General features: G+C 60.2%; 20 protein-coding genes, 1 tRNA gene and 2 pseudogenes. 13 read left to right on the top strand and 10 right to left on the bottom strand.

Annotation, left to right across the window (positions count from 1 at the left end; translation table 11 throughout):
- Nucleotides 1-29: 29 nt before the first annotated feature.
- Complete coding sequence (gene sctV, locus BW43_RS17645) at nucleotides 30-2,123, bottom strand: type III secretion system export apparatus subunit SctV (protein ID WP_032886088.1); 2,094 nt, start codon at nucleotides 2,121-2,123, stop codon at nucleotides 30-32.
- The gene (locus tag BW43_RS17650; protein ID WP_032886086.1) at nucleotides 2,120-3,184 is read right to left on the bottom strand and encodes a TyeA family type III secretion system gatekeeper subunit; all 1,065 of its coding nucleotides are present in this window, start codon (nucleotides 3,182-3,184) and stop codon (nucleotides 2,120-2,122) included. Before BW43_RS17650 ends, sctV begins: the two co-directional genes overlap by 4 nt.
- A gap of 263 nt (nucleotides 3,185-3,447) precedes the next feature.
- Between BW43_RS17650 and BW43_RS17655 the strand changes: the two genes are divergently transcribed.
- Nucleotides 3,448-3,999, top strand: coding sequence for an RNA polymerase sigma factor (locus BW43_RS17655; RefSeq protein ID WP_032886085.1), 552 nt, complete (start codon nucleotides 3,448-3,450; stop codon nucleotides 3,997-3,999).
- 51 nt (nucleotides 4,000-4,050) lie between these two features.
- Here BW43_RS17655 and BW43_RS29570 read toward each other — a convergent pair whose 3' ends face one another.
- On the bottom strand, nucleotides 4,051-4,398 hold the full coding sequence (locus BW43_RS29570) for a hypothetical protein (RefSeq protein WP_155989958.1): 348 nt from the start codon (nucleotides 4,396-4,398) through the stop codon (nucleotides 4,051-4,053).
- Between BW43_RS29570 and BW43_RS17660 the strand changes: the two genes are divergently transcribed.
- The 7 genes from BW43_RS17660 (at nucleotide 4,366) to pgeF (ending at nucleotide 12,241) form a co-directional block, all read left to right on the top strand.
- Nucleotides 4,366-4,442 (top strand) — tRNA-Met (locus tag BW43_RS17660). The genes BW43_RS29570 and BW43_RS17660 overlap by 33 nt on opposite strands.
- A gap of 121 nt (nucleotides 4,443-4,563) precedes the next feature.
- Nucleotides 4,564-5,397, top strand: a complete 834-nt coding sequence (locus BW43_RS17665) for an EamA family transporter (RefSeq protein WP_032886081.1) — start codon at nucleotides 4,564-4,566, stop codon at nucleotides 5,395-5,397.
- A 99-nt stretch (nucleotides 5,398-5,496) separates the two neighbouring features.
- Nucleotides 5,497-6,024, top strand: coding sequence for an RNA polymerase sigma factor (locus BW43_RS17670; protein WP_032886079.1), 528 nt, complete (start codon nucleotides 5,497-5,499; stop codon nucleotides 6,022-6,024).
- Nucleotides 6,017-6,973: a FecR domain-containing protein gene (locus BW43_RS17675; RefSeq protein WP_032886077.1), complete on the top strand. Its 957-nt coding sequence runs from the start codon at nucleotides 6,017-6,019 to the stop codon at nucleotides 6,971-6,973. The genes BW43_RS17670 and BW43_RS17675 overlap by 8 nt, the downstream gene beginning before the upstream one ends.
- Before the next feature lie 102 nt (nucleotides 6,974-7,075).
- Nucleotides 7,076-9,517: a TonB-dependent siderophore receptor gene (locus BW43_RS17680; RefSeq protein WP_081797674.1), complete on the top strand. Its 2,442-nt coding sequence runs from the start codon at nucleotides 7,076-7,078 to the stop codon at nucleotides 9,515-9,517.
- Between the two features lie 148 nt (nucleotides 9,518-9,665).
- Nucleotides 9,666-11,495, top strand: a complete 1,830-nt coding sequence (ggt, locus tag BW43_RS17685; protein ID WP_032886074.1) for a gamma-glutamyltransferase — start codon at nucleotides 9,666-9,668, stop codon at nucleotides 11,493-11,495.
- 23 nt (nucleotides 11,496-11,518) lie between these two features.
- Nucleotides 11,519-12,241 (top strand): peptidoglycan editing factor PgeF, encoded by a 723-nt coding sequence (gene pgeF / locus BW43_RS17690; protein ID WP_032886072.1) that lies wholly within the window; start codon nucleotides 11,519-11,521, stop codon nucleotides 12,239-12,241.
- A gap of 55 nt (nucleotides 12,242-12,296) precedes the next feature.
- Here the strand turns inward: pgeF and ddlA are convergent, their stop codons facing one another.
- Complete coding sequence (ddlA, locus tag BW43_RS17695) at nucleotides 12,297-13,391, bottom strand: D-alanine--D-alanine ligase (RefSeq protein ID WP_032886070.1); 1,095 nt, start codon at nucleotides 13,389-13,391, stop codon at nucleotides 12,297-12,299.
- Nucleotides 13,392-13,434: 43 nt separating this feature from the next.
- Nucleotides 13,435-14,073, bottom strand: a complete 639-nt coding sequence (locus BW43_RS17700) for a LysE family transporter (protein ID WP_032886068.1) — start codon at nucleotides 14,071-14,073, stop codon at nucleotides 13,435-13,437.
- A gap of 136 nt (nucleotides 14,074-14,209) precedes the next feature.
- Between BW43_RS17700 and BW43_RS17705 the strand changes: the two genes are divergently transcribed.
- Entirely contained in the window at nucleotides 14,210-15,019 is an 810-nt protein-coding gene (locus BW43_RS17705; RefSeq protein WP_032886066.1) for an AraC family transcriptional regulator, read from the top strand.
- 22 nt (nucleotides 15,020-15,041) lie between these two features.
- Here BW43_RS17705 and BW43_RS17710 read toward each other — a convergent pair whose 3' ends face one another.
- Nucleotides 15,042-16,388 (bottom strand): MFS transporter, encoded by a 1,347-nt coding sequence (locus BW43_RS17710; protein ID WP_099601914.1) that lies wholly within the window; start codon nucleotides 16,386-16,388, stop codon nucleotides 15,042-15,044.
- Between the two features lie 122 nt (nucleotides 16,389-16,510).
- On the opposite strand from BW43_RS17710, the gene BW43_RS17715 reads away from it, so the two are divergent.
- Nucleotides 16,511-17,395 (top strand): LysR family transcriptional regulator, encoded by an 885-nt coding sequence (locus BW43_RS17715; RefSeq protein ID WP_032886062.1) that lies wholly within the window; start codon nucleotides 16,511-16,513, stop codon nucleotides 17,393-17,395.
- Between the two features lie 3 nt (nucleotides 17,396-17,398).
- Here the strand turns inward: BW43_RS17715 and BW43_RS17720 are convergent, their stop codons facing one another.
- The 4 genes and pseudogenes from BW43_RS17720 to BW43_RS17730 all read right to left on the bottom strand — a co-directional run bounded on the left by BW43_RS17720 (nucleotide 17,399) and on the right by BW43_RS17730 (nucleotide 19,791).
- A complete protein-coding gene (locus BW43_RS17720; RefSeq protein ID WP_032886061.1) occupies nucleotides 17,399-17,974 on the bottom strand; it encodes a flavin reductase family protein in 576 nt (191 codons plus the stop codon).
- Nucleotides 17,975-18,033: 59 nt separating this feature from the next.
- Nucleotides 18,034-18,465, bottom strand: a pseudogene (locus BW43_RS29565) (methyl-accepting chemotaxis protein); the annotation flags it as partial.
- A 111-nt stretch (nucleotides 18,466-18,576) separates the two neighbouring features.
- Nucleotides 18,577-19,260 (bottom strand): annotated as a pseudogene (locus tag BW43_RS29560) (PAS domain-containing protein); the annotation flags it as partial.
- 198 nt (nucleotides 19,261-19,458) lie between these two features.
- On the bottom strand, nucleotides 19,459-19,791 hold the full coding sequence (locus BW43_RS17730; protein ID WP_032886058.1) for a DUF2790 domain-containing protein: 333 nt from the start codon (nucleotides 19,789-19,791) through the stop codon (nucleotides 19,459-19,461).
- 225 nt (nucleotides 19,792-20,016) lie between these two features.
- Here BW43_RS17730 and BW43_RS17735 point away from each other — a divergent pair, with 225 nt between their 5' ends.
- The 3 genes from BW43_RS17735 (at nucleotide 20,017) to BW43_RS17745 (ending at nucleotide 23,733) form a co-directional block, all read left to right on the top strand.
- A complete protein-coding gene (locus BW43_RS17735) occupies nucleotides 20,017-21,336 on the top strand; it encodes an OprD family porin (protein ID WP_032886057.1) in 1,320 nt (439 codons plus the stop codon).
- Nucleotides 21,337-21,676: 340 nt separating this feature from the next.
- The gene (locus tag BW43_RS17740) at nucleotides 21,677-22,351 is read left to right on the top strand and encodes a heavy metal response regulator transcription factor (protein ID WP_032886055.1); all 675 of its coding nucleotides are present in this window, start codon (nucleotides 21,677-21,679) and stop codon (nucleotides 22,349-22,351) included.
- Nucleotides 22,348-23,733: a heavy metal sensor histidine kinase gene (locus BW43_RS17745; RefSeq protein WP_032886054.1), complete on the top strand. Its 1,386-nt coding sequence runs from the start codon at nucleotides 22,348-22,350 to the stop codon at nucleotides 23,731-23,733. Before BW43_RS17740 ends, BW43_RS17745 begins: the two co-directional genes overlap by 4 nt.
- Nucleotides 23,734-23,885 lie beyond the last annotated feature (152 nt).

Raw genomic sequence — 23,885 nt, 5'->3', positions numbered from 1 at the left:
AAACCTCCACGCTGGCCATGGCCAAGTACTCATGCCACCGCACCACGCATCAGTTCGTCCTGGCCCAGGTCGATGCGCCCCAGCACTTTGACCTTTGAGGTACTCCCTAACTCGGCAAACGACAGCACCGGGACATGGTTGAACTCTTCCAACAGCAAGGTCCGCAAGGGGCTGCGCAGGTCCTGCGCCACCAACATCACGCTCTTGCTCTTGGCCCTCAAACTAAAAGCTTGATTGAGCAGGTTGATCAACGCGGCGCTGTTGTCGTCGTCAAGCGCGAAAAACACACCCGTCTGAGTCTGTCGCAATGCTTCACGCAGGATGTTTTCAGTGTGTGGTGACAGCAGCCAGGCATGCAGACCGTCGGCCTCGCTGTACTGGTGGAAGATCTGCGCCTTGAGTGCAATTCGCGCATAGTCAGCCAATGCTTCCGGCTCACGCTCATGCTGGCCGTACTCGATCAGCGATTCGACGATCAGTCGCACAGCCCGCAGCGGTACCCCTTCGCTGGCGAGGCGTTGCAACACTGCCGAGAACCGTGACAGCGGCATGATTCGCTGCAGTTCCTGCACCAGTTCCGGCTGGTTGTGCTCCAGCCAACTGAGGATCGACTTGCTCTCCTGGATCCCCAGGAACTGAGGCCCACTGAGCATCATGGCCTGCTTCATGCGTTCAAGGATCAGGCTTGTCGCCGTGAAACGCTCCAATTGCGGATCATCAAGCAATGGATCATCCGGCTCCAGCCAGATCCATTCCTGCTCATCACGCTCAGCCAGCCCCCGTACTCCGTGCTCATGCTCACCCTTCAACGCGTTACGATCAACGGCAAGCAGGCTGACAACCGACGCCTTGACCATCGGCACTTCATGCACACAGAAACGCATCTCGTCGATGGCCAGCGAGTCATCGAGTTCGACTTCGAAGGGCGGCAGTGTCAGGCCGATGTTGGCAACCAGAGCATTTCGAGACTGGCGGATCCCGTGAATCAGCTCCATCACCTCCGGCGTTCCACGCAAAACTGGCGGAAACTGCAACAGGTAGGGGCGCGACGGGTCGAACCCGCGCAAGTCCTCTTTTCCGTTCTCCTCAGGACGCACGGCTTCGCTGGTTTCGGACGCGGGTTGCGCTTGTCGTTGACGCTGGCGCATCAGGTAATACCCAAGGCTGCCGGTTATGAGCGAAATAAAGACAAATACCCCGGTCGGCATGCCGGGCACTATCGCAAACGCGAGCATCCCCACCGAAGCGATCATCCAGCTCTTGGGCTCGCTGGTCATTTGCCGGGCGATTTCAGCGCCCATGTTGCTGACGCCCTTGCGCCCCTCCGGTGCAACACGGGTGATGATCATGCCGGCAGTCAGGGAGATCAGCAGCGCCGGAATCTGCGCAATCAGGCCATCGCCGATGGTCAGGACCGAATACAACGCCATCGAATCAGCCGCACTCAAACCGTGCTGAAACATGCCCGTAGAGAAGCCGCCCAAGAGGTTGACCACAACGATGATTAACCCCGCGATGGCATCACCCTTGACGAACTTCATGGCCCCATCCATGGCGCCGAACAATTGGCTCTCACGGGACAACTGCTCCCGCTTGTCTCGTGCTTGCGCGCCGTCAATCAGACCAGCACGCAAGTCGCTGTCGATGGACATCTGCTTGCCCGGCATCGCATCCAGACTGAACCGCGCCGCAACCTCGGCAACCCGCTCCGAACCCTTGGTGATCACCAGGAAGTTGACCAGGGTAAGGATCAGGAAAATCACCATCCCCACCGCCAAGTTGCCTCCCACCACGAAATTGCCGAAGGCCTCGACGATGTCGCCGGCGTCTTGCTCCAGCAGGATCAAACGCGTGGTTGCAATCGACAGTGCCAATCGAAACATGGTGGTCAACAACAGGATCGACGGGAAGGACGAAAATGCCAGGGGGCCCGGCAGGTAGAGCGCAAGAACGATCAACAGGCACGATATGCAGATATTGAGGGCAATCAGAATGTCCACCAGCCAGGTGGGCAGCGGCACGATAAAGATAAATACGATGGCCATGACCACCACAGCGCCCAACACCTCGGCGCGCTGTGCCACTTTGAGCAATATACGGTTGACGGCTGACACAGCCGTCACGTCATGGGCCTCGGCTCACCGGCAAACCGTAAGGGGCCACGCACGGCTCGGTCCAACTCACCGATCAGCGTCAAAAGAATCTGCAGGGACTCCTGGCGGACCCGCTTGTCGGGCCACAAGGCCAAGGGCAACTGCTGAAACAGCGGGTAGAGCGCATTGAGGGATGCCATTTGTCGGTCAACCGGACCGCCACCCAAATCGTTTCCCAACCGCAGCATTTCATCGACAGAGATACCGCCGCCGGCGTACCCCAGTATGCGTTGCAGCAAGCTCACGGCGTCATGCTCAATACTCAAACGCTGGATCAACGTGTGACAACCGGATAACACCGCGCTCAACTGCCCGCAGCTTTGCAGACCCAGTAGCAAAGTGCGCAACAAAGGTGTGGGCATTGACGACACCAGGGCCGCCAGGTCATCCGCCAAGGCCTTACGCATCGCGTTGAGCACGTCGCGAAACCGCTCGCCACCGTAATCACCCAGCAAAGCCTGCATCATGGTTGCCAAGGACTGGCGCGTGACCACACTAGCGTAGTAAAGCTGGCGCAGTTTCTGGCGCTCATGCGGGTCGGCCACAGCTGCCTGCAACGCCGTAGCAATGTTCAGGCCTGCCTGAATTTCCCCTTTGAACCGGAGTTGCAGCTGGGCAATGGCATCGCGTGCCAATGCAGCCTCGGACGGACGCACTTCGCTGTCTGCCTGGGCCGTCACGTAGTTGAGCACTACGAACGCACGCGCCGGGTCACCTCCCGCGAGGCTGACCAATTCCTCAGTACTGATGCTCTTGCGCAACTGCTCAATGATGCTTCGTGAAATGGAAGCCATGCTCTTCTGGGCCGGATGGCCCAACTGATTATAAAGCTGCACAAGCTGCTCAACCGGGCACACACGCAACCCCATCTTCCGCCCGCTCAGCGCCCGGCTGTTGAGCTCCACCTCCTGATTGAAAATATGTCCCATCTCATCAACGCCCTTCGCGGGCACAGGCACTGAGGAGGGGCTGGTAACCGCTTGATCCAAGGGGCGGATTGTTTGCACATCGTTGTTGGATTCAACTTTCATGGGCACGCCAGTACAGGGAGAGAGTGTGTCCCTCTGTGGCAGTGCCTATGCATACGGTTCCATCGAAATCTGATCGCACACAGCGTGTGAAAAAATTTGCACGAGCCTTCCGTGCTCCATGCAAAGTACTGCGTGAAATCGCCACGACTCAAAATATTTATATAAATAAATCAATAACTTACGATTTTTTTCTTTTGGCACAGGGAGTGCAAAAGGGTGCTGTCGACTCCCGCTCGACTGCGTCTACCCTAAGGAAAAAAATCATGAATATCCCTATCGGAGCTTTAGCTCAGCTCGTTGGCAGCTCACCTCAATTCATGCTTCACCTGACAGACGACCAGCAAAAAAAACTCAAACGTTTCATTCACAAGCGCGTACTCAATCCGGAAGATGCGGATGATCTTCTGCAACTCACGTACCTGGAAGCCTGGCGCAACCGCGAGCGATTCTGCGGGAATGCTTCGCTTAGCACCTGGATGTGCGGCATCGCACAGAACCTGATCCGCAATCACTTCAGGCGCATGTACGCCAAACCCGTACATTGCGAATTTGATGAGTCGTTGTGGCATGGCCACGAGGAAACCAACAACCTGGATTGGGAATTTGAGATCAACCGCCGCTTGGAGAACACGCTGAGCGCCATCGACCACTTGCCGACGGAAATGCGAAAGACGATGTACGCCTCGCTGGAAACCGACGGCAGTTACCAGGATACGGCCAACGTATTGGATATCCCTATCGGCACCGTTCGCTCCCGTCTGTCGCGTGCACGCGAACAGCTCAAGCGCGCCACCCACAACCCTTTTCAACCTTAAATCTGGCTGACTAGCCAAACGTTGGGCGACAGGGATATTTGCCCAACCGAATCAGGCCTCTTGCATGCGCGCAAGAAAGAGCGCCAATCTCCCAAACAGCGCAAAGACCGAGCCCAGTGTGTAAACCCACTTGATGTCATGAGCATCCGCCCGGTGTCCCAGCAGCGCCGCCATCCCGGTAAAACCAAACATCCGCCCGAGCAATCCCCCGGCAATCATCCGCACGTTCCCCAGCCCCATACCTGTGTAGACGCCGCCTACGGCCAGCCAACACGGCCATTTTCGATAAACAATTGAAAGCGTAGAAAAATTCTTAATAAAAATGCTTGACGCATTCCCGTTCTGCGCGAATAATGCGCGCCACTTGGCTACATAGCTCAGTTGGTTAGAGCATAGCATTCATAATGCTGGGGTCCGGGGTTCAAGTCCCTGTGTAGCCACCAAGTACTAAAAACGGCTTACCGAAAGGTAGGCCGTTTTTTTATGCCTGTAGAAAAGTGCTGAGGCATACTCGCAACGGTCTACCTCCACGACGCTGCGCTGAACCCCATAGGACATCCCTTCATGAGCCTTGATGTGTTCGTAATCATCATGCTGGGCGCTGCGCTGCATGCCACGTGGAATGCAGTGGTCAAGGGGGGTGACGACAAGCTGCTGACCACGTGCATGATCGCGTCCTTCGCTTCACTGATCGCGCTGGCGGTCATTCCGTTCCTGGCAGTGCCTGCGACGCAAAGCTGGCCCTTCATCGGCGCGTCGGTGATATTCCAGGTGCTGTATTTCGTACTGGTCGCCTCGACCTACCGCGTTGCCGACATGAGCCAGACCTACCCGATCATGCGGGGCACCGCGCCGTTGCTGGTGGCGACGGCGAGCTTAGGGCTGCTGTCCGAATCCTTGTCCGCATTTGCCTGGCTCGGCATTGCCGTGATCTGCATCGGTATTTTGAGCATGGCAGCAGCCCCTTCAGCCGGTCAGCGTAAAGGGATACTCCTTGCGCTGCTTAACGCGGCTGTCATCGCGGGCTACACCCTCATCGACGGAATAGGTGTGCGCAAATCCGGTGCCCCGGCGGCCTACACGTTGTGGATATTCCTGTTGACCGGCATCCCACTCGGCGCATGGGCATTGGCCCGCCGTCGACGCGAATTCAGCCGCTATCTGGCGCGTCACTGGCGCCCCGGCGTGATAGGTGGCTTCGGAACCGTCGCGTCCTATGGCCTGGCGCTGTGGGCTATGACCGCGGCCCCCATTGCCACGGTTGCGGCGCTCAGGGAGACCTCGATTCTGTTTGGCGTCGTGATCTCGGCGCTGGTGCTCAAAGAGCAGTTGACCCGCGCCCGCATCGTGGCAGCGTGCATCATTGCCGCCGGGGCGATGGTGTTGCGACTGGGCTGACGCGTCGACAAACAAATCTTCCATCACCCTATCAAATGAGACAGCTTCTCAATAGTATGCCCGCTATCCGCGCAATGCAGCATCAAGGTATCAGGGGCCATGGAGACAGGGACGCCAGGGGATCAGGAAAAACTCAGCGCCGTTTTCATCGGGCAGCGCAGTGCGTTAATCCGTATGCTGTCGCGCGTCGTCGGCTGTTCGAGCCAGGCGGAGGACTTGGCCCAGGAAACCTATCTGAAGGTAGCTAAGGCGCTGTACACCCGCCCGATCGAACACTTGAAGCCGTTTCTTTATCAAACTGCGCAGTATCTGGCCTTTGATCATTTGCGCAGTGTGCGCAGTAAAAGGCGCTACGAGTGCCACTTGGCCGAAAGCCTGGTTGTCGAGGTGCCCACAATGGCACCCGGACCGGAGAGCCAGGCTCAGGGCCAGCAGCAACTGCAGCGGTTTCAACAGGTGCTCGCTACCTTGCCCAAACGCCAGCAACACATCCTGGTATTGCATCGACTGCACGACCTGTCCCAAGGCGAGATCGCCCAGCGCCTGCAGGTGTCGTTGAGTACGGTGGAAAAAGACCTGCGCCAAGCCCTCACTGCCTGCGTCAAGCAAACGACCTACCATGATTGACCGTCCCGTCATTCCCGAAGCAGTACGTGAGCAGGCGGCTGATTGGTTCGCCCTGCGCGATGAAAGTGCGCGCAACCTCATCACCCGTCAGCGCTTTGAGCAGTGGCGCGCGGCCGATCCCCTGCACGCCACCGCCTATGCCGAAGTGGAGACGCTGTGGGAAGCCCGCGCCTTCGAACAAGCCTTGAAAGACCTCGCCGTCGACCTTGAATTGCCCCCTTCCCCGGTAACCACCAAGCCTCCCAAGACACGTTTTGTGGCTGCCGCCGCGACCCTGTTGCTCGCACTGGGCATCGGTTGGATGGCCGACGTGCCGATGCGCCTGCAAGCCGATCACATGACCGACGTCGCGCAGCTGGAACGCTTTGACCTGGAAGATGGCTCTCACATCGTGCTGGGCAGCCACAGCGCAATCAGCACCGCCTTCGACGGCGCCCAGCGGCGCATCAAGCTATTGCGTGGCGAGCTCTACGTCGAGGCCGCCCACGACTCTAAACGCCCACTGAGCATCGAGACCAACGAGGCCAGCGTAACCGTGGTCGGCACGCAATTCAGCGTCAGCCAGCGAGACTCGGAGGTCACTGTCGCCGTGCGCGAAGGCCAGGTGCGCTTCGCCAACCGCAAGGGCGAGCAGAGCCTGCTGCAGGCGGGTAACTGGCAACAGCTACGAGATGGTCAACTGCAACCGCGGTCCCTGGAAGGCAGTGAACGGCAGATGGCCTGGATCAACGGGCGACTGTCATTCCAGAACGCGCCATTGGTGCAGGTGCTGAAAGAGATCCAGCGTTACTACCCGGCGCCGATCCTGTTATTCAACGATGCCGCCGCCGGTGAGCGGGTCAGCGGGAATTACCAGTTGGACGACCCCCTGGCGATCGTACAGGCGTTGAGTAAAGTCACGTCCACCCACGCCCAGCGACTGCCCGGTGGCATCCTGGTGATTCGCTGACACAGAGCCCCCGATACCTTCGAAAAGTTTTACGGCTTTCGAAGGTTCAACCCGTCAAGAACTTTGCCTTTGCAAATCATTCCTATTTCTAACGGGGCTCACATGCACTTTCCAACACTCAATCCGACCCATGCCCGCAGCATGCTCGCGCTCGCCATCTGCCTGGCGTGCAGCCCGGCGGTTGCGGTGGAGCCAGCAGGCCAGCCAGCCACTCGCGAAGCGGCGGACACCCGCAGCTTCGCGATAGCGCGTCAGTCGCTGGTCAATGCCCTGGATCAATTGAGTGTGCAGAGCGGGCTGCAAATTGCCTACGCGGCGGACCTCGCTCAGGGCGTCGAATCGCCCGGCGTCAGCGGCCGCATGACCGCCCTGGAAGCGCTGGCCCAACTGCTCAAAGGCACGCCCCTGAGCTTCGAGCCCAACGGCCCCAACGCGGTGATACTGAACCGCACCGAACAACCCGGCGCGGCCTTGCAACTGGGCACCACCACGGTGATCAGCAACCAACTGGGCACCGTCACCGAAGGCACTGGCTCCTACACCCCGGGGACCATCGCCACGGCTACGCGCCTGGTACTGACGCCCCGGGAAACACCACAGTCCATCAGCGTCGTCACGCGCCAGCACATGGATGACTTCGCCCTCGACAGCGTTGACGACGTGATGCGCCACACGCCCGGTATCACCGTTTCGGCCTACGACACCGACCGCAGCAACTACTATTCGCGCGGTTTCTCGATCAACAATTTCCAGTACGACGGCATCCCCTCGGCCGTGCGCAACGTGGCCTATTCGGCTGGCAACACCCTGAGCGACATGGCGATCTATGACCGTGTCGAAGTACTCAAAGGCGCCTCTGGCCTGCTAAGCGGCGCCGGTTCCCTGGGCGGCACCATCAACCTGGTACGCAAGAAACCCACGTCGGAATTCCTCGGCCATATCACCACCGCGGCGGGCACCTGGGATCACTACCGCACGGAAGTGGACGTCAGCGGCCCACTGACCGAAACCGGCAATGTGCGCGGGCGGGCAGTAGCGGCATATCAGGACAACAAGTCCTGGATCGACCGCTACTCCAACAAAAGCTCAGTGTTCTACGGCATCCTCGAATTCGATCTATCGCCCGACACCCTGCTCACCGTGGGCGCCGATTATCAGGACAGCAAACCCAAAGGTTCGACCTGGTCCGGCAGTTTCCCGCTGTTCAACTATTCGGGTGCGCTCAACGACGCCAAGCGGTCTTTCAGTAATGCCACCGACTGGAGCAGTTGGCAGCAATACACCCGCACGGTGTTCGCGAACCTGGAGCACGACCTCGGCGACGGCTGGGTCACCAAGCTGCAACTGGACCACAAGCTCAATGGCTACGATGCCCAGATGGGTGCGATCCAGTTCTACCAGCCGGCAGCGGATGGCACTGCCGACATTAACGCCCAGCGCTACAAAGGCGAGACCACCAGCGATTCCGCCGACCTGTACCTCAGCGGTCCGTTCAACTTCCTCGGTCGCGAACATGACCTGGTGGTCGGCGGCTCCATCAGCACCGCCCACTGGAAGGGCAAGGGCTATTGGGACGAAACCTTCCCCACCGCCAACCTGGTCGACTACTTCAACTGGCACGGCAACCTGGCCAAGCCGGACTGGGGCGTGGCCTCACAAGTCATCGACGACACCATTCGCCAGACCGGCATGTACGTCACCACCCGCTGGAACCTCACCGACGATCTGAAACTTTTGCTCGGCGGGCGCGTGGTCGACTACACCCTAACCGGCACCACTGACACCTACCGAGAGACCGGGCGTTTCATTCCCTATGCCGGGGCCATCTATGACCTCACGGACAACCTGTCGGCCTATGTCAGCTACACCGATGTGTTCATGCCCCAGGAAAGCTACAACCTCGACCGTAACCGCAAGCTGATCGACCCGGACGAAGGCGAGAACTACGAAGTGGGCCTGAAGGGCGAATTCCTCGACGGTCGCCTGAACGCCAGCCTGGCGTACTTCGAAGTCAAGGAAAGCAACCGCTCCCTGCCCGACGATGCATACAACAACCAGACCCCAACCCCGCCCAACTTTGCCTTCAAGGGTACCGACGCGACGACCAAGGGCTATGAGCTGGAGCTGTCCGGCGAAATCGCCCCCGGCTGGCAGTTGCAGGGCGGCTACACCCACAAAGTGGTGCGCGACGATGCCGGCAAAAAAATCTCGACTTTCGAGCCCGAGGACCAGGTGAGCATGTTCACCATCTACAAGCTCAAGGGCGATCTGGACAAAGTCAGCGTCGGCGGTGGCCTGCGCTGGCAGAACACGGTGTGGCAGGACATCTACAACGGGCCCAAAGGAACGACGGACGCGTTTTCCCAGGAGTCCTACTGGGTGGTGGACTTGATGACGCGCTACCAATTCACCAAAAACCTGTCGACGACGCTGAACCTGAATAACGTATTCGATAAGTACTACTACACCAACGTGGGTTTCTATAACTCCGCCATCTACGGCGCGCCGCGTCACTTCATGCTGACCACCCGCTGGGACTTCTGATCACTTGAGCCACACGGCCTACCCCAGGGTAGGCCGCTTTTGACGCCCTCCTTTGCCACTGTTAGTGTCCCAGCCTCCCCACACACGGAGTGCTCACTGCGACGCACCTGTAAACCGCTGCCCCCAAGGACAACAGATCATTCTCAAAATGAACGGAGTTCAGCACGTGCTTTCGATTTCTCGCCGTCAGTTGTCGGTTATTGCCGCAGCCCTGGCCCTTGCGGCCTGTCACACCCCGGTCAACGAACAGCCGCCGGCACCGGAGCTGGGCTCGGGCTATCGCACCGACCTGATCACTCAACACGCCGAACGCCATATGGCCGCCGCCGCCAACCCGCTGGCCGCCGAAGCCGGGCGCGAGATGTTGCGCAAAGGCGGTTCGGCGATTGATGCAGCGATCGCCATGCAGGCGGTGTTGACCTTGGTGGAGCCGCAATCCTCCGGCATTGGCGGCGGCGCGTTCATCATGCTGTGGGACGGGAAAAAGGTGCACGCCTATGACGGTCGGGAAACGGCGCCGGCAGGCGCGACGGAGCGGTTGTTCCTGAACGCCGACGGCACACCGATGACCTTCACCGACGCGCAGATTGGCGGGCGCTCGGTGGGTACGCCCGGTGTGCTGCGCGCCCTGGAGATGGCCCATAAGAAGACCGGTCAACTGCGATGGGCCGAGCTGTTTGAGCCAGCGATTCGTTTGTCGGAACAGGGCTTCGCCATTTCACCACGCTTGCACAGCCTGATCGCGGCTGACCGATTTATTGCGCAATCGCCGGAGATGGCCGCCTACTTTCTGAACGCCGATGGCACACCCAAAGCCACCGGCACGCTGCTGAAAAACCCGGCGCTGGCCGCCGTGTTCAAGCGCATCGCCAACGAGGGCCCTGATGCGCTGTACCACGGGCCAATTGCCGATGAAATTGCGCGCAAAGTGCAGGGCAATCGCAATGCGGGCAGCCTCTCCCAGGCCGACCTGAAGGGTTACGCCGCCAAGGAGCGCGAACCGCTGTGCACCGACTACAAACGCTGGAAAATCTGTGGCATGCCGCCGCCGTCGTCAGGCGCGGTTGCGGTCGCGCAGATCCTTGGTACGTTGCAGGCCCTGGAAGCCCGCGACCCGCGCCTGGCTATCGCACCGATGACACCGATAAAAAGCGCGTTGCCTGCCGGGTTTGAGCCGACGCCCGAGGCCGTGCACCTGATCGCCGAAGCCGGTCGCCTGGCCTTCGCCGACCGCGCGCTGTACCTGGCTGATTCAGACTTTACGCCGGTGCCGACCGCCGGCCTTGTCGCGCCCAACTACCTGGCCCAACGCGCCGCGCTGATCGGTGAGCGCAGCATGGGCATCGCCAAGCCAGGCCAGCCTGCGGGCATACAAGTGGCCTACGCGCCGGACCGTTCGCCATTGCGCATTTCCACCTCCCAAGTGGTGGCCGTGGACGACATGGGCGGCGCCGTGTCGATGACCACCACGGTGGAAGCCGCGTTTGGCTCCCATGTGATGGTCCAGGGCTTTTTGCTCAACAACCAGATGACCGACTTCTCATTCATCCCCGAAGAGAACGGTCAGCCGGTAGCCAACCGCGTACAACCCGGCAAACGCCCGCGCTCGGCCATGGCGCCGACCCTGGTGTTCGACCGCGAGAGCGGTGAGTTGCTGGCCACGGTCGGTTCGCCGGGCGGCTCCCAAATCATCGAGTACGTGAGCAAATCCCTGGTGGCCATGCTCGACTGGAACCTCGACCCCCAAGCCGCCATCAGCCTGCCCAACTTCGGCAGTCGCAATGGCGCTACCGAGTTGGAGGCCGGTTTGTTCAGCCCAGGGCTGAAGCAGGCGTTGAAGGACAAGGGCCATGCACTGAGCGAGATCGACATGACCAGCGGCATACAGGCCATCGTGCTCAAGCGGGACGCCCAGGGCAAGGTATCGCTGAGCGGTGGCGCCGACCCTCGTCGCGAAGGCGAAGCGCTCGGCGACTGACTTTATTGAACGGAGGTGATCCCTTGCATCAGGCTGAAAATCTCGTTGCCATCCCTGGCATCGACCACGGTTTCTGTTCGATAGATGACCCACTGCGCCCGGATGACGTGTTCATCTGCAAGCAAGTGCACAGCGCCTCAGTGATTGAATGGCAGGCGGGCCAGGTACCCAACACGATCGAGGCCGATGGTGTGTTGACGCACCACGCTCACCCGATCGCGGTGATCACCGCAGATTGCCTGCCCATTCTGTTCGCGTCGAAAACGGGCGAACGGGTCGCCGCAGTACATGGCGGTTGGAAGGGGCTGCAACGCGGGATTATCGCCAACGTCATCCAGCGCTTTGCTGCCGAGGGGATACCAGCCAACCAGTTGCAAGTGGCTATCGGCCCTTCGATCAAGCCGTGCTGTTATGAGGTGAGCGAAGGGTTTATTGCCGAGTTCCAGATTGACCAGGGGCACCTGTGGCAACACTGCATGGCACCGTGGAGCTTGGAGCAACCGGCACCGCTGCGGTCACCGGAAATTAGCCCGCCCCATGCAAGGCAAGCAGGTAGCGCATGGTTTGACTTGAGCGGCTATGGGTTGTTGTTGCTGCAAGCGGCGGGTATCAAGCGAGAGCAGATCGACGTGAGCGAGGTATGCACTTACTGCACCTCGCCGACGTTTGCCAGCTATCGCAGGAGAACCCATCACCCGGCGGAAGCGAAGACGTTGATTTATTCGTGGATTGCTCGTAAACCCTGACGAACCTACGCCCCCTTGTGGCGAGCGGGCTCGCCACAGGTATTTACCCCATCCGTTAGCGGCTGATCTTCAACCCCTTACGCCCCGCATGCCGCTCCAGCGCCAGCTCAATCAACCGGCTCACCAACTCGCTGTAGCTCATCCCCGCCGCCTGCCATAACTTGGGGTACATACTGATGCGGGTGAAGCCGGGCAGTGAGTTAATTTCGTTGATCAGCACTTCGCCGTCGTCGGTCAAGAACACATCGACCCGCGCCAAGCCTGCGCAGCCGAGCACGTCAAACGCTTCAAGGGCCAAGCGGCGAATACGCTCACTGGCTTCATGGCTGATATCAGCCGGCACCACCACCTGGGCCGCCTGGCCGTCGATGTATTTGCTGTCGTAGGAGTAGAAACCGCCGCTCACCACGATCTCGCCGCAGCCGCTTGCAACGGGGTTTTCGTTACCCAGCACCGCGCATTCTATTTCGCGGCCGCGCACGGCGGATTCCACCAGCACCTTTTGATCAAACCCCAGGGCCAATTCAACGGCGGCGTGGTACTCGGCCTCGTTGCCAACCTTGCTGACACCCACCGAAGAGCCCTGGTTGGCCGGTTTGACGAACATCGGCAGGCCGAGTTTATTCACCGCAGTTTCAAAGGAAGTGCGCGCGGCGTTGCTGCGGGTCAGGGTAATGAACGGCGTCACGGCAATGCCGGCGTCGCGCAGCAAGCGCTTGCTGATGTCCTTGTCCATGCACACTGCCGAGCCGAGCACGTCGGAGCCGACGAAAGGCAAGTCAGCCATGCGAAGCAGGCCTTGCAGGCAGCCGTCTTCGCCGAGGGTGCCGTGGACGATGGGAAAGATCACGTCGATGTGTGCCAGCAGGCCGTTGCCGGAGGTTTCCACCACCTGCTGGCTGGCTTTGCCGGGCACCACCGCCAGTTCGCGGTTGGATTGGTTAAGGGCGATGAGTGCCGGGTTTTCCTGGTTGATCAGGAAGTTCGAGGTGTCGTTGAGGTGCCAGTGGCCGGCCTTGGCGATGCCGATCAGGACCGGCTCAAAGCGTGCACGGTCAAGCGCATCGACAATATTGCGCGCCGACTGCAACGAGACCTCGTGCTCAGCCGAACGACCACCAAAAATAATCCCCACCCGCACCTTGCTCATGACTCGCCTCACTGTTGAAAGTAAGGCTTCTTACCATGGGCAGTCAGCGATTCGCTACCAGATGTGCGCCGAACAACACGTAGCAACCGCCGGCAAAACGATCGAGCCATTTGCGTGAGCGACTGTAGAGGTTGGCCATGCGCGCACTGGAAAACACCAACGCCACGCAGGAATACCAACTGAACGACAAGCTGGCCATGGTGATCACCGCCAGGGTCAGCAGCATCGGCGACGGAGACGGCGGCATGGTGGAGGCGAAGATGGTGGCGACGAACAACGCGGCCTTGGGGTTGGACAGGTTGCCCAACAACCCCAGGCGCCACGCGGAAAACAGCGAACGTCGCGTGTCATCCGGCAATAGGCTCTGGCCCATCGCCGGTGCCGAGCGCTTGAACAGTTTCAGCCCCAGGTAAATCAGGTAGCAGCCGCCGATGATCTTGAACGCCAGGTACAACATGGGCGCAGCGGTAAACAGCGATTTGATGCCCAGGCCACCCGCCAGCCCCCACATGATCGTGCCGGTGGACACGCCCGCCGAAGCCACCACGCCATGGCGGCGCGAACAACTGGCAGCCAACTGTGCCGTGTTGAAGAAGTTGGGCCCAGGCGTGATCACCGCCACCGTCCACAGCAGGGCCAGCGAGACCAGGGGAGCCACGTAGGCGGGGTTGATAACTTCCATTGGGCAGCTCCATCAGCGCAGGGACGAGCAAGGAGAATAGACCTCGCCCACCGCCTGCACAATCGTACAAGACCCCGGCAGACAAGGGTTGCAGACTGGGTTAACGTATTTCCATCTCTTCTTGTGACACGCCACCATGGGCAACCCCACCCACACTCTCGACTGGCTGCACCGCGCCCCGCATGCCAGCGGCCTGGATCGTATCGAGGCGTACTTTGCGGGCTTTGCGTTCGATCCACATCGCCATGACACCTACGCCATCGGGCGTACCTTGTCTGGCGTGCAGAGTTTTCACTACCGCGGCGACATGATCCACAGCCTGCCCGGCACGACCATGGTGCTTCATCCCGACGAGACCCACGACGGCCACGCCGGCAGCGACGAAGGCTTCAAGTACCGGATGATCTACGTGGAGCCGTCACTGATTCAGCAGATACTCGGCGGCAAGCCGCTGCCGTTTATCCCCAGTGGTTTATCCACTGACCCAAGGCTGTTCCGCGCCAGCGAAGTGCTGCTGCAGAACCTCGATCATCCGATTGACCCGTTGCAGGAACAGGACGCGATGTTCGACCTGGCCCATGCGCTCAACAATGCGTCGGGGGCGATCGTCAGCCGTAAGACCTTCGATTACGTAGCCGCCGAGCGCGCCCGGGAGTTTATCCACAGCACCCTGGGCCGCAGCATCACCCTGGACGAAATCGCTGATCACGCTGGCCGCGACCGCTGGGCATTGTCGCGGGATTTTCGCGTGCTGTTCGGCACCAGCCCCTACCGCTACCTGACGATGCGCCGCCTGGACCTGGTGCGCAGTCTGCTGGCGCAGGGACAGTCGCTGGTGGACGCCGCGCTGATCGCCGGCTTCACCGACCAGAGCCACATGACCCGGCAGTTTCGCAGCACCTACGGCATGCCGCCGTCCCGGTGGGTGAAGATGCTCGGGCGCTGAGTCAGCGTTTTAAACATGCACTCTAAATGTGGGCTTGCTGTGATGAGTTCGACATGGGATGGCGCTCTTTCAGCGCCAGCACCAACACCGCTCCCACCAGCGCAATCGCCGCACTCCACCACAACGCCAACTCGATCCCACCCGCATTGGCCACCGACACCAACACCGCCAACCCCAACGCGCCACCAATCTGCTGGCTGGTAGACGCCATCCCCGCCGCCACGCCCTGCTCCCCAGGACGGATGCCTAGCCCGGCTGCCACCCACATCGCCGTCCACGTCATGCCCTGGCCAATGCTCAGGATGAAAATCCCCGGCAGCAGGGACCAGAATCCCACCCCGGTGGGCAATGCCCAACACACCAGCGCAATCCCCACCGCGCCGGCCAATTGCCCGCTGACCAAGGTGTTGCGCAGCCCCAGCCGCGCCATCGAGCGTTCCGCTAGCCAGATGCCAAATGTGCACACCAAGGTTGCCGGCAAAAACGCCAAGCCCGCTTGCAAGACGCTGTAGCCGTAGACCTGCTGGTAATACAGCGCCAGGAAGTAGTACTGCACGCCAAAGCTGCTCATGAACACTGCCGTCAGTACCATGGCCATGCGCAATTCTCGATAAGCGAGCAAGCGCAGCGGCATCAGCGGATCGCGGCCGCGATGTTCAATCCAGGCGAACAGCCCCAGCAATGCCACAGCCAAGGCGATACAACCGAGGGTCGACGGTGCCGCCCAGCCCCACTCGGGGCCTTGCACCAGGGAAAACACCAGCAACGTACCGCCGACGGTCACGGTCAGCGCGCCGCTGATATCGAAATTACGGCCGTGGGCCCGCGCGCCATCGGCAGGAATCCAATAACGCGCCGCCCATGCACAACCGCCAGCCAACGGCACGTTGACCAGAAACACCGCCTCCCAACCCCACACCTGGGTCAGCACACCGCCGAGCAAGGCGCCGAGCGCCAACCCCGCGGCTGACGCTGCGCTCCATACCGCGAACGCACGGTTGCGTGCCGGCCCTTCGGCGTAGTGGGTGTTGATCAACGCCAGGGTCGCCGGGAACAACAGCGCGCCGCCCACGCCCTGCACTGCTCGCGCCAACACCAGCAACACCGCGCTGCCGCCGACCACTGCCGCCAGCGACGACAGCGCATACAGCGACTGGCCCACGCGATACAGGCGGCGCTTGCCCAACAAGTCAGTGGCACGGCCACCCAGCAACAAGAAACCGCCAAACGCTACGCTGTAGGCACTGACCACCCACTGCAATTGCTGGGCAGAGAAATCCAAGTGAGTGCCGATCTGCGGCAGCGCCACAAATACGATGGTGGCATCAAGGGCGATGATCAACTGAGCGGTGGCCAGTAACGCCAGCATCCAGCCTGAAGGTCGAGAGGGAGACATCACAGCGTCCTGTCCGAAAATGAAGTGCCGCCAGTGTCTTTTATGCCGACCAAGTGATAAATAGCCCTACCACTCTTTCAGTAATGACTTTAATCATGGATCTGAATGCTGTTCGCCTACTGGTCCGCGTGGCCGAAGCCCGCAGTTTTACCCGTGCGGCGGGTGATCTGGGGCTCACTCAGTCGGGCCTATCCCGCGCCATCTCACGCCTGGAAAACGAATTGGGCGTGCGCCTGCTGCAACGTAATACGCGCAGCGTCAGCCTGACCCCCGATGGCCAGATGCTCTACGAGCGCAGCGCGCCGCTGCTGGCGGAACTGGCCGAAACCGAAAAGCTGATGCTCGACCGTCGCTGCAGCCCATCGGGCCTGTTGAAAATCAGTACACCTTCATTGTTCGGCCGCAAGGTGGTGATGCCGGTCATCGGCGAGTTGACCTTGCGTTACCCCGAGTTGCGCATCGAAGCCGTAATGACCGACCGCCTGGTGGATATCGTCGATGAAGGCTTCGACGCGTTGTTGCGCACCGGAGAAATCCAGGACCAACGCCTGATCGCCCGCAACCTGGCACCCCTGCGATGGATCACCGTTGCCGCACCCGCCTATCTGGCGCGCTTTGGTACTCCGCAGACAATTGATGAACTCAAGGACCACCACTGCCTCACCGTGCGCAACTTACGTACCGGCCGTATGGTGGATTGGCAATTCATGATCGACGGCAAAGTGCAGGACGTCAGTGTCGAGGGGCGGCTGATCTTTGATATCGGTGATGCGATGGTCGACGGCGCCGTGGGAGGCTTTGGCATTGCCCAGGTAATGGATTTCGCCGTGCGGGATGACCTGGCCACAGGACGCCTGGTGCCAGTATTGGAGACAGTCGCCGGGCGCAGCCGGGGCATCTCGTTGGTCTACCCGCCATCCCGGCAGTACTCGCCAAAATTGATGGCGTTTGCCGAGGCGCTGGCAAACGCACGCTGGTGAGGCTTAGAGCTGCCGCCCCACAATCGGCTGGCCGATGCTCAGGAAATTGCCGCCGGCTACATGGTGCAAAGTGCGCAACTCATCATGACCTTCAAAGTGCCAGTGGCCTTCACTGAACACCCGCTCGTCGGCATAGGCCGCGACCACTTCGCCGAGGAACAGGTCATAGGTCTGCTGGTTGTGGGGTTCGGGAAGCAGGCGACATTCCAGCCAGGCTACGCAGCCTTCCAGCAAGGGCGCATCGGTGTGTTCACCGCTGAAGGTTTGCAAGCCATACGTGGCGAACTTGTCGCGCTCGGTGCCGGTGGTATTGCCGACTGTCTGAACCAGATCGGCCTGGACCGCGCAGGGCACCTGCACCACGAACGTGCCGGCGCCTTCCAACAGCTGACGGGTCCAGGTGGCCTTGTCCAGCACCACAGCGACTTTCGGCGGTTCGAAGTCCAGCGGCATGGCCCAGGCCGCCGCCATGATATTGCGCTGGCCGTTGTGGGCCGCACTGACCAGCACGGTCGGGCCGTGGTTGAGCAAGCGATAGGCCTTGGACAGCGGAACGGGGCGGCAGTGGGCAGGGCTCATGGAGGATCGGCTCTTCTAAACGGAAAAACCTACGATACCTCAAGCATGAGCCCTACGGGTCAGGTCGACAGTTGGTTCGCGAATTGCCCCACAGCGCTGACCACCTTCTGTGCGCCGTCCTGGATCTCCACAATCACCGTGCCCGCTTCCGCCGCCAGGGCCAGACCTTGCTCGGCTTGCAGACGGCCGTCGGTCATCAGGGCTACCGCATCGCGGGCCATGTCCTGGTTCTGACGCACCACACCGACGATTTCCTCGGTGGCTTTGCTGGTACGCGACGCCAACTGGCGGACCTCATCGGCCACTACCGCAAAACCGCGGCCCTGCTCGCCGGCGCGCGCTGCCTCGATGGCCGCGTTGAGCGCCAGCAAGTTGGTCTGCTCGGCGATGCCGCTGATGGTCTTGACGATGGTGCCTATCACCTGGGATTGCGCGTTCAGCGCCTCAATGCCTTCACCGGCCTGTTGCATGTGCGTAGCCAGATCGCGCATCACTTCCACCGCCTGAGTCACCACCGTGGTGCCGCGTTGGGCGCTGTTGTCGGTTTGCAGGGAGGTGGTGTACGCAATGTTCGCGGCGTCGGCCACCGTTTGTTCACGGTTGACCTGATCGGTGATCACCGTAGCGAACTTGACCACTTTGTACAGGCGTTCATTGGCGTCCATCACCGGGTTGTAGGTAGCTTCCAACCACACCACATGCCCACGGCTGTCCACACGTTTGAAGCGCGCGGCGACGAACTCACCGTTGTTCAAACGATTCCAGAAGTTCTGGTACTCGGCGCTGTTGTACTCCTGCGGCTCACAGAACATACGGTGATGTTTGCCCTGGATCTGCGCCAGGCTGTAACCCATGCCGCCGAGGAACCGATCATTCGCGGTGAGCACATGGCCGCCCAGGTCGAACTCGATCACAGCGGTGGAACGCACCAGTGCAGTAATCAGGTTTTCATGCTCGCGCGATGCTTCGATGGTGCGGGTCAGGTCGCTGGCGTAAATCGAAAAATGCTTGATGCGCCCATCGGAACTGCGCACCGGCTGCACGATCGAGCGCAGCCACACTTCCAGGCCATTGCCACGCATCAACCGCACAGTGCCAGCGAAGTGCTCGCCACGTCGCAGTGCGTTGTTGAAGCGCTGCTGGAACTCATCCCTGCGTACATGAACTGGTACCAAATCTTCGATGGGGCGCCCAACAATATTGCTCGACTGGTAAGCCAGCTCCTGCAGGAAATTGGCATTCGCCCATTCCACCCGACCTTCGGCGTCCAGCGTCAGGCACAACATTTCGCTTTCCAGGCTCTCCTTAACCTGCTGCAAGCTGGACAATTCTTCGCGAAGAGCCGACAGCTCCTGCTTCAAACGGGTGTTGAACATTGGTCACCGATGGTCAAATGGAGAAAGAAAGATCTGACATGCATCGGCCCTGCGGAACCTTTCTGAAGCGTACTTTAGTGTCATTCTCGACTCTTTTTTTTGACGCCATTAACTGCCGTTATTTCGACACACGCCCATGACTTGATATTCCAAGGTAGTGAGTGTTCCGCTGGAGTCCTCATAGGTCATGCGCGAGGGCACAGGGTTACAGGCGCGGATCGGCGGTGTGACGTTGACCACCTTGGCAATGTCCAGGTCCATGCCATAGCGATACACCTGCACCTGGGGCGCGGGTTTGCCGTTTTTCTCCGCGTAGGCGGCCATGGCTTTTTCATTGCGCTCCATCATTCGGTCAAAGGTGCGGTCACCGCCGCCTTCGGCCAGTGCCCCGAATGACAACGTAGCGATCAATACACCCAAGCCAATGCGATAAAAGTTCATGGTTAATTCCTCGACTGAAAGTTCAGTGCCGAGACTAACCAACCCACCCTGTCACGATGTTCACCAGAACATTACTTATTTGTTAGGCGGCAGGGAGTTTCCAGAATTGTAATGTTCAAGCCATCCAATCGTTATCCAAGGTTTGCAACTATCAGCCCGGGCCAAATCAATAAGAACGCCCACCTCCATAAGAAGCTGATAACTGCCAATACCGAGGAGCGAAACATGCAGATCCGTTATTACACCCTTCCCCTATCACTGTGCGCCGCCTTACCCCTGGCGGCGGTAGCGGTTGAAGACACGCCCGAAGGGTTTATCGAAGGCAGCAGCCTGAACGTGCTGGCGCGCAATTTTTACTTCAATCGCGATGATCGCAAGGGCCAATCCAGCCCGACCGGCAATGGTTATTCGGAAGCCTGGGCCCAGGGTTTGATCGGTAAATTCGAGTCTGGCTTTACCCAGGGCACCGTGGGGTTTGGCCTGGACGCCTTCGCCATGGTCGGCGTGAAGCTCGACTCGGGCACCGGCCGCAGCGGCGGCAAGGGCTCGTTCGGCGTGATGCCGGTGGACAGCAACAACCATCCCGAAGACAGCTACAGCAAAGTGGGCGGCGCGGCGAAATTGCGCGTATTGGACACGGTGATCAAGGCCGGCGACGTGTTCCCGCTTACTCCGGTGGTGGCCTACGGCGATTCACGGGTGCTGCCGGAAACCTTCCGTGGCGTGACCGCGCAGAACACCAGCCTGGAAGGCCTGACCTTGCAGGGCGGGCGCCTGAGCGGCATGAGCCAACCGGCTGAAAGCGGCATGAACAAAGGCTTTGCAACGTTTTACGCGGGCCCCGTGGACTCGCCCTGGATCGCCTACGGCGGCGGCGATTACCAGCTCAACAAACACCTCAGCCTAAGCCTCTATAGCAGCCGACTCAAAGACGCGTGGAACCAGTATTACGCGGGCAGCGCGGCCAGTTATCCGCTGAGCGACGACGTCTCGTTGTTCGGCGACGTGAACGTCTATAAGGCTGTGGACGAAGGTAAAAAACTGCTCGGTGAATTCGATAACACCATCTGGAGCGCCCGACTCGGAGTGAAGGTCGGCGCCCACAGCCTGGCCGTGTCCCATCAACGCAACAACGGCGATGACGACTTCGACTACCTGCGCAACTCGGACTCGATCTTCCTCAACAACTCGATCCAGTACAGCGACTTCAACTCGCCCAAGGAACGCTCGTGGATGGTTCGCTATGACCTGGACATGCAGGCCTTCGGCATCCCCGGCCTGTCGTTCATGACCCGCTACGCCAAAGGCACCGGCGCCGATTACAGCAACGCCAACGCGGTGTACATGCGCCGCGATTCAGCCGGCGATCCGCTCACCGATCAACGCCGATGGGAGCGGGATATCGAAGCCAAGTACGTGGTGCAAAGTGGCAGCTTGAAAGATCTGTCGCTCAGGTTGCGCCAGGCCACCGTGCGTTCAAGTGCGTTCGAGTCGGACCTGGAAGAAGTTCGCGTGATTATCGAGTATCCGTTGGCCGTGCTCTAGGTGTTCCACTTACATTCAGTTGCCGATGCCGTACATCTGTTCACAAGTTGAAGTCTGTCAGAACTGTAATATCGGCCCCACCTTCTCGTTAAGTTGCACTTTTTATACTGCACATCGAACACACTTCATCTCTGCAGCTTTTGTGTAGCTCCTTTGGAACAGAGATGAATTTTTACGCCCCATCTGGGGCGTTTTTTTTGTGCGTGTGTTCAGCGACGAATCGTCGCAGCGGCCTGGGCTGCCTTGACCCTAAAGCTACTTCAGGCTTCAGAGTTTTCCTATAGATCCCTCAGAGCCTCTATGAGGCCATCTCCTTTCGTTTCCTTGAAGGTAAATCCCCATGCGTATCCTTGTGGTTGAGGACGAGCAGAAAACCGCCGATTACTTGCAGCAAGGCCTGACCGAAAGCGGTTACGTCGTCGACTGCGCCGCCAGCGGCATCGACGGTCTGCACCTGGCCAGGCAAAACACCTATGAACTGGTGATCCTCGACGTCAACCTGCCCAACACCGACGGTTGGGAAGTGCTGGAGCAACTGCGCCGTGAGGGCAATCAGCGCGTGATGATGCTCACAGCGCGAGGGCGCCTGGCCGATAAAATCAAGGGCCTGGACATGGGCGCCGACGATTACCTGGTCAAACCCTTCGAATTTCCCGAGTTGCTCGCCCGCGTGCGCACCCTGCTACGGCGCAGTGAACATATCCCGCTGCCGGAGGTGCTGCGCGTCTCGGACCTGGAGTTGGACCCACGCCGGCATCGTGCCTATCGCGGCAACCGGCGCATCGACCTGACCACCAAGGAGTTCGCCCTGCTGCATGTGCTGATGCGCCAGACCGGCGAGGTGATGACCCGCACGCAGATTATTTCCCTGGTGTGGGACATGAACTTCGATTGCGACACCAACGTGGTGGAAGTCTCCATCAGCCGCCTGCGCGGCAAGGTCGATGACCAGAGCGAGGTCAAGCTGATCCACACCATTCGCGGCGTGGGTTATGTGCTGGAAGCGCGCCAATGAAGACCAGCAGCCTATCGATGCGCCTGGGCCTGACGGTCAGCCTGATGGGCGCGGGGCTGGTCGTACTGCTCGCCACCCTCGCCTACCTGGCCCTGACCCACGAATTGGAAAACCTCGCGCGCAAAGGCCTGGAAAACAAGATGGAGCAGTTGGAACACAGCCTGCGCCAGGATTTAAAACCCCACGACATCGCCGCCCGCCCTCACTCGTTGCTGGACCTGGTGATGGGCCACGACAACATCTACCTGACCATCACCGGCACCCAGCCTGACGCGCCGGTGCTGCTCAGCGTTGGCGCCAAACCTCAGCAGCCGCTGTTGCTCGACGCCCCCGCCGGCAAAAACCTGGCCTACGTGAATTGGGTGGACGGTCGCGACAATCGCATCCTCACCGCCACCCACGTGATGCCCTTGCGCGGCGGCGAGTATGTGCGGGTATTGCTGTCGCTGGACCGCTCCGACGATGAAGCGTTACTCAGCGCCTACCTGCGCTCCACGGTGATCGCCTTGCCGTTGTTGTTGATCCTGATCGGCATGGGCGCCTGGTGGCTGGTGCAACGCGGCTTGGCACCATTGAAGCAGTTCAGCCATGTGGCGGCCCAAGTCACCACCCAGGACCTGACCCATCGGTTGTCTGTGGATAACCTGCCCAAGGAACTGGGCGAGTTGGCCCAAGGTTTCAACGTGATGCTCAATCGCCTCGATGCCGGGGTGCAGCAGCTGTCGCAATTCTCCGACGACCTGGCCCACGAACTGCGCGCGCCGTTGACCAACCTGATGGGCAAGGCCCAAGTGACCCTGTCCCGCGAACGCCCTTCGGACGAGTACAAAGCCGGGCTGGAATCCTGCACCGAGGAAATGGAACGCCTGTCGCGCATCGTCTCCGACATGCTGTTTCTCGCCCAAGTCAGCCACCCGGCGGCACGGGCCGGGTTTGGCGCGGTGTCACTGGGGGACGAAGCGCAGCGGGTGATCGAACTGTTCTCCCTGAGCGCCGAGGACAAGCAGGTCACCCTGAGCCTGCGCGGCGACGCGTGGGTGAACGGGGATCGCCTGATGATCCAGCGCGCCATCTCTAACCTGCTGTCCAACGCGATCCGCCACACGCCCAGCGGCGCCAGCGTGTTGCTGCTGGTGGAAACCTACGACCAGAGCGTGGCGCTGTCGGTGGGCAACCCCGGCCGAGGCATAGAAACGCAGCACCTGCCGCACCTGTTCGAACGTTTCTACCGCGCCGACAGCAGTCGCACCCGCGCCGAAGGCGGCACCGGGTTGGGACTGGCCATCGTGCAATCGATCATGCACCTGCACCAAGGGCACGCCGACGTCAGCAGCCAACCAGGGTGCTTTACGCGGTTCAGACTGGTGTTTCCCCTTCCTTGAACACGCCGTTTTTTAGTGATCAGGCTTGTTGTGGTGACCGGGCTTATTGTGGTCACCGCACTTGTTGTGCCGATCGAGCTTATTGCGGTCACCGCACTTGTTGTGCCGAGCGAGCTTATTGTGGTGAGCGGGCTTGCCCCGCGCTGGGCTGC

Origin of the sequence: Pseudomonas sp. RIT357, from assembly GCF_000632245.1 — a bacterium.
Taxonomy (GTDB): domain Bacteria; phylum Pseudomonadota; class Gammaproteobacteria; order Pseudomonadales; family Pseudomonadaceae; genus Aquipseudomonas; species Aquipseudomonas sivasensis.
Note: the sequence above shows the minus strand (reverse complement) of the source record. Positions and strands in the feature narration are given on the sequence as shown.